Below are 5,534 nucleotides of genomic sequence, written 5' to 3' on the forward strand. Positions count from 1 at the left end.
TTATGTTTCCAACCAGAAAACTGATAAAAAATCTTTAGGATTGTAACTTTTTCGTTATTTGCATCCTTCCAGGACTTAAACCAAGTATCAATTCCGTTGAAATTTTGTTCCGCAGCTTGCATTACTTCCACAGATATTAATTCCTGTCTTTTTATCCCGATTCGGTTATCAGTCGGATCAAGATAGATATTTGCGCCTGATTTCCAAATTGCACTTATGATTTCTAATACTTGCATGGTAGTAGTTTCACTCCCCACCTTCCATATTCAGTTATGTAGTTTTTCATTCTTTGATGTTTAACGCCCATATTAAATTTTTTTAGTTGATTATTTAACTTAATCTTCGTTAATGGTTTTAGGTTATAAAACTTGCAATACTTTAGATATCGTTCATATAAATCCTCATTCTTTTCGAAGTTCTTAATATCTTTAACTAAATTTCCTTCTATGAACTTTTCCATAAAAACTCACCCACTTTACTAATCGTGTTACGGAAATCATCGTATTTTACTCAAAAAACACCTTAAATTACGCTTTTTTTCATTTAGTAACACACCATAACCCTTACAGCCACAAGGGTTTACCCCACTTCGTGTTACTGGTGTTACCGTCTGTCGGAATCGCGCGCTATATATACTATATATATTTATTTATTTTTTATAGATAATGATATTAAGTAACAAAAGTAACAACAAAGGTATAAAAAGTACCTTGAACCCTTGATACATAAGGGTTTCAAGAGATTTTAAACGTGTTTTTTTTAGTAACACTTTCGCTATTTTCATCGTTTTTCAGTAACTTTTGCTTCATAAAAGTATTTTTTCGCTCCATTAAAGTAACACCCTTAATGAAAAACTTATTTCGATTCCCGCGTTCCCGTTTGAATCCTTGCGTTTCTAAAATTCGGTAAAATGCTCTATTTTTTAATTGATGTTCACCATTTCTGAAACACCAATTCGCATAAACTTCATATAAGTCTTTCGCTTCAATCTGAACATCTTCTCTTTTGCAACAACATTCGAACATGAACGGCCCGAGTATATCCATTTCCTCTTTATAATCACCTGTTGCTTTCATTACAATGGCTGGATCGTTTAGTCCCAACTGCTGCCACTTCAAGCAACCCTCAATGGCCCAATTCAGAATGCCTGGCATTTCAAGACTTAACTTTTCAGGTAGCTTTTTATCACGTTTTTCCTTTGGTAACTGTAGATTGAATGGAATCAAGCGAATACGTCTCCAAATCCCTTCATCTACGCCTTTGATTACTGGCTTATGGTTTGTAGTAAAGAAAACTTTAAACTCAGGTATGAACTCAAAGAACTCTTGTCTAAGAAAACGCGCTAATACTGGCTCACCGCCTGTTATTTGCTTTACAAAGGCTTCTGATAGTTGTTCCCCATCTTCACTTTCAATCGCTGATACAAAGCGAGATCCAGCTAACCTAGCGATATCGTTATTAGCTCCAGTTTCTTTCTTTTTGATGAAAGTATCTGATTTAGCTTGTCTTCCATAGTCACCCATAATTTCCTTAATAATATTGATGAAAGTTGATTTTCCATTTGAACCTCCACCGATTAGGAAGACCATTATTTGTTCTGTAATTTCTCCAGTAAGGGAATAGCCGATTAACCGCTGCATGTATTCAGCCAACTCTTTATCCCCTTGGAATACCTGATCTAAGAAGGTAAGCCATTCTGGACATTTTGCATTTTTATCGAATGCAATATTAGTGATTTTAGTTAAACCAAGTTCTCGATCATGTTGCTGCAGCTTTCCTGTTTTTAAATCAACAATACCGTTTTCAACATTTAACAGGTATTTATGTTTATCGAATTCTGCACGTTCTCCTGGAACTAATGGCATAAGGTCTTTAATACTATTCATTCGGACATTCCTACGCTCACACATCCGCGCCCATTTCACTTCCGATTCATCATCTGATTTAGAAAGGCTGCGGAGTACTTTTGCTGTAATTCTTTCAATTTCTTTTTTCGTATCTACTCGCCAACGTTTCCCGTCCCATATATACCAACCAATATCACCAACAAACTTGATTACATGGCCATATTCATATGCGATACGTTCCGCATTTCCGAGTTCAGTTAATTTGAATTTCCTTTTTGGTTTGTCTTCCACAACTTCAGCTACATCTTCATGTATAAAATCAAATGAAAACTCTTCGAATTGCTGTTTGTTGTCTAAGATAGTTGTGGAGGTAGATGAAATAGCTTTCCCTATGGTTCTTTCACCGTATGTTTCATTTGTATCGCTAAAATGGATAACGTCCCATTTATCACGGATTAAGCTTGTTTCACGGAACATTGAATCCATTCGAGTTGCTGAATTACCTGTCCAAAAGGCAAGATGATTACATAAAGCAAGGTCACTCGCTGAATGATCATCATTTATTAAGTTGCCATTGTATAACGAACGAATTTCATCACCATTTTTACTACGGAACATTTTCTCCCATAGAGATTCATTTGAAATTTTGATTTCGTCTTTCTCAAATTCAGCTAAATTTACTCGTCCTTGAATATCGCTATCATCAAAATACTGTTCAAATACTTCTGCTAGTTCATCCGTGCGATCGTACACATCATTAGAATTTTCACGATTTCCTGTGAAAGTAAAGAAACGACCGTATGAGTAAATTTCTAAACCGTGCTTTGTATTTTTCCTTCCTGTACCTAAAACAGATTGTGGAAGACTACCTTTAATAATGATGTGGATGCCTTTTCCAGACGGTGAAAACTCTGTATAGCTGTCTAATGTATCGATAATTTCAGTTGAGAATGCATTTGTTTTTCCGTCCACAACACACTTATCTATGTCTATTCCGATGTAATTGTCCTGCCTACTAAACACGAACCCTATTCCGTCATATTCACCTTCTAAGTAAAATTTGACCGCTGTTGCAAATGTTGACCATGTACGCCTATTATTTGCTTGGGCCATTTCACCAGTGACTTGACACGGAACTTTTGTCTGCTTACCATTTCGTGTTTCGAACTTCCACAAAATCCATTGAGGAAGGGCCTTTAATTCGGCAGGAATTTCATTAAAATTGTATGGATTCTTTTTCATTTCGCCCTCCGATTAGCTTTTTAGGGTATAAAAAAGAGAAGTCGGTTAAAACCAACCTCTCTATTTAGTTATTAGAACGGTAAATCTGCATCGCCAATAGTCACTGGAGATTGCTGTTGTGGAGCGTTAACCTCAGATGCTCTGTAACTAGAAGCTTTCGGGAATTCGCGTCCATCGTCTTGTTTTTTATGCGTAACATAGATAATTAAATTTTCCCCATATACATCCTTCGCCATTTGTTCTATCGTTGCAGGAGCGTAGTTATTAGGCATTCCGCAAGCTAAGAAGAATGATTTAGCAAGTCCTTTCGCTGTTGGATGTTCAAAAGTAAACGTGTTGTATAAAACTTTTGCACCTTGATGATTTTGTGGTACATCACTACGAATCTCAAAATCTATTTCAAGTTTAGGTTTTCCGCTCGACTTAGCAATTTCACCTTTAGCATTAGTTACAGTTACTTCGTATTCGCCTTTAGCAATAATCCCAAACCCTTTTACTTCTTCTACTTCGTCCATTTTGAAAAATGACATTTAAATCTCTCCCTTTTATTTGTTTTATTTAATTTGTGGATGACACGATTAATTCTTCTTGTACACAACCTAAACGCGCATCTAAATGATTCTTAGCAAAAACGCTTTGATTACCTTCTAAAACAAATCCTCTTGTTCCATCTGCCTTTTTGACCAATTGACCAACAACATGAACAATTCCCATAATGTGATTAACGATCTTATCCCGAATATCTGGAATGAATTGTGTGTATTGCTGACCATCATCATGAGTGATATTTCTTGTTGTCTCCCAAGCTGTGAAAATAACATTTGCATCTAATGAATTAAATGTTTCTACTACCTTTAAAAGATGGTTATCTAGTAGGGCGTAGTCCTTTAATTCCGGCATACCGCTTTTTGTATTTTCGCCTTTTTTAAGCAACCATAGCTTTTGGTAATGTGTTAGGTTATCGATAAAGATATTGTCATACTTACCAATGTTTGCTTTTGCGAGTCCGTAAAACTGTAGAATGCTATCATGTGGATTTTCACCATTAACTTTAGCTACATCTACATTTTCGTAACCTGATAACACTTGGCTTGTCCCATCAATATCAAGGACCAATGTTTTACCTGGTAACAACCCAGCAACCGTTGTTTTACCGTTGCCTGGCTTTGAATAGATAATGATTTTCGCTTTTTTACTTTTGGTAATTGCAGCACCGTTTGTGATTTCCAATTGATTCACTCCTTCGCCATGCTTTTTAGAACAAAAATGGAAGCTTCGATGTCCTTGATTTTGCTTTCGGTGTCTCGGATATTTTGTTCTACAATTGGTCTCTTTTCTATTAACCTCTCTAATTCTCGCTTATACTCACTTAATCTTCGCTGTTCCACAGATAATGATTTCTCTAATTCTTCAATCCCCGCATTCAAAATGGAACCACCTCTTGTTCTTTACTTAATTCGGATATCTCTAATAAAACTTGTAGCCCATATTCATAGGCAATCACTATACAAATAGATTCAGAATCACTACAACGCTTGTATCGAGCGATGAGGAACCTTAAAATGGATATCTCATTTTCTAGTTTTTGTTGTAAACTCATCCCATCCACCTGCCATTCTTTCTTGGAATCCTAAAATAGAAAGTAAATATGGAACAGCATTCTCCTTAAGTAACATTTCCCCATCGGAAGAAACAAGGATATCGTCCTCCAGAAAGACATCACTCCCGCAAATATCTTTGAACGGAATGAGTTCCTCTTCCTGTGGATCACAAATGCCATACCCGTTATGTAAAACCATTGGGTTTTCTATCATGTGTCATTCCTCCCTCCCCATATTTCAACAACTTTTTTATACTGTTGTCGTTTTAAGAACCTTTTTCTTGTTTTACATGGAACACTTTTCTGTTATAGTAAGGTGAAGGCATTTTTTCAAAAGTGTAAGCGAGTCTCACGCCTGTGCACATTCAAGTAGCGTTTCTACAAAAAGTCCTATTTTATAGGGATTTTTTGCGTTCATCTTACGTACACTTTACAAATGCTATATGTTATACTCCGTTGTCCTTCTCACTACTACGCCATTTAGTTCGCTAGCAATCTTCTTTGCCGTATCATAATCAAATTCCATCGCATCCCTCACACCTTCAGATATCATTAGTGGCTTTTCATATCCAACAAATCTGTTCCCCACCATAACTAGGTAAGCCGTTTGCACACTCAATTTCTTATTCATCCTACATCGTACCTTTCATTTCAGAGTTTTTGAGTTTCTTCCATGTCAAATCTCTAACGAGTGTCTTGTGTACATCTACTAATCCATTTGGTATATCATCGATAGAGCGTAAACTTAACTGCTTTTTCACATATGAAGTAATCTGGCACATCACCTGCATCGTTTCACGTTTCATACGCTCTGCCAATTTCTTTTCAATCTCACCTTTTGTTCC

7 protein-coding genes and 2 pseudogenes are annotated in these 5,534 nt (G+C 36.2%); all 9 read right to left on the reverse strand.

The features are described 5' to 3' along the window. Window positions 1-236, reverse strand: a pseudogene (locus tag AB3X49_RS16740) (hypothetical protein); the annotation flags it as partial. Continuing rightward, a complete protein-coding gene (locus AB3X49_RS16745; protein WP_367963483.1) occupies window positions 224-460 on the reverse strand; it encodes a primase-like DNA-binding domain-containing protein in 237 nt (78 codons plus the stop codon). The gene AB3X49_RS16745 and the pseudogene AB3X49_RS16740, both read right to left, overlap by 13 nt. A gap of 274 nt (window positions 461-734) precedes the next feature. Continuing rightward, the gene (locus tag AB3X49_RS16750) at window positions 735-3,089 is read right to left on the reverse strand and encodes a phage/plasmid primase, P4 family (protein WP_367963485.1); all 2,355 of its coding nucleotides are present in this window, start codon (window positions 3,087-3,089) and stop codon (window positions 735-737) included. A 71-nt stretch (window positions 3,090-3,160) separates the two neighbouring features. After that, window positions 3,161-3,619 (reverse strand): DUF669 domain-containing protein, encoded by a 459-nt coding sequence (locus tag AB3X49_RS16755; RefSeq protein ID WP_367963487.1) that lies wholly within the window; start codon window positions 3,617-3,619, stop codon window positions 3,161-3,163. Window positions 3,620-3,647: 28 nt separating this feature from the next. After that, window positions 3,648-4,319 carry an AAA family ATPase gene (locus tag AB3X49_RS16760; protein ID WP_367963490.1) on the reverse strand — a complete coding sequence of 224 codons (672 nt, stop codon included), beginning with the start codon at window positions 4,317-4,319 and terminating at the stop codon, window positions 3,648-3,650. Window positions 4,320-4,324: 5 nt separating this feature from the next. Next, window positions 4,325-4,516, reverse strand: coding sequence for a hypothetical protein (locus AB3X49_RS16765; protein WP_367963492.1), 192 nt, complete (start codon window positions 4,514-4,516; stop codon window positions 4,325-4,327). A 144-nt stretch (window positions 4,517-4,660) separates the two neighbouring features. Further along, window positions 4,661-4,903, reverse strand: a complete 243-nt coding sequence (locus tag AB3X49_RS16770) for a YqaI family protein (RefSeq protein ID WP_367963494.1) — start codon at window positions 4,901-4,903, stop codon at window positions 4,661-4,663. Between the two features lie 225 nt (window positions 4,904-5,128). After that, a complete protein-coding gene (locus AB3X49_RS16775; RefSeq protein ID WP_367963496.1) occupies window positions 5,129-5,308 on the reverse strand; it encodes a hypothetical protein in 180 nt (59 codons plus the stop codon). 13 nt (window positions 5,309-5,321) lie between these two features. Next, a pseudogene (locus AB3X49_RS16780) lies at window positions 5,322-5,534 on the reverse strand (hypothetical protein); the annotation flags it as partial.

The organism is Bacillus sp. C30 (assembly GCF_040838255.1).
GTDB classification, from domain to species: Bacteria; Bacillota; Bacilli; order Bacillales; family Bacillaceae_G; genus Bacillus_A; species Bacillus_A mycoides.

Coding starts and splice junctions, on each gene's coding strand:
- AB3X49_RS16745 (WP_367963483.1), bottom strand. CDS start 460: ATGGAAAAGTTCATAGAAGGAAATTTAGTTAAAGATATTAAGAACTTC.
- AB3X49_RS16750 (WP_367963485.1), bottom strand. CDS start 3,089: ATGAAAAAGAATCCATACAATTTTAATGAAATTCCTGCCGAATTAAAG.
- AB3X49_RS16755 (WP_367963487.1), bottom strand. CDS start 3,619: ATGTCATTTTTCAAAATGGACGAAGTAGAAGAAGTAAAAGGGTTTGGG.
- AB3X49_RS16770 (WP_367963494.1), bottom strand. CDS start 4,903: ATGATAGAAAACCCAATGGTTTTACATAACGGGTATGGCATTTGTGAT.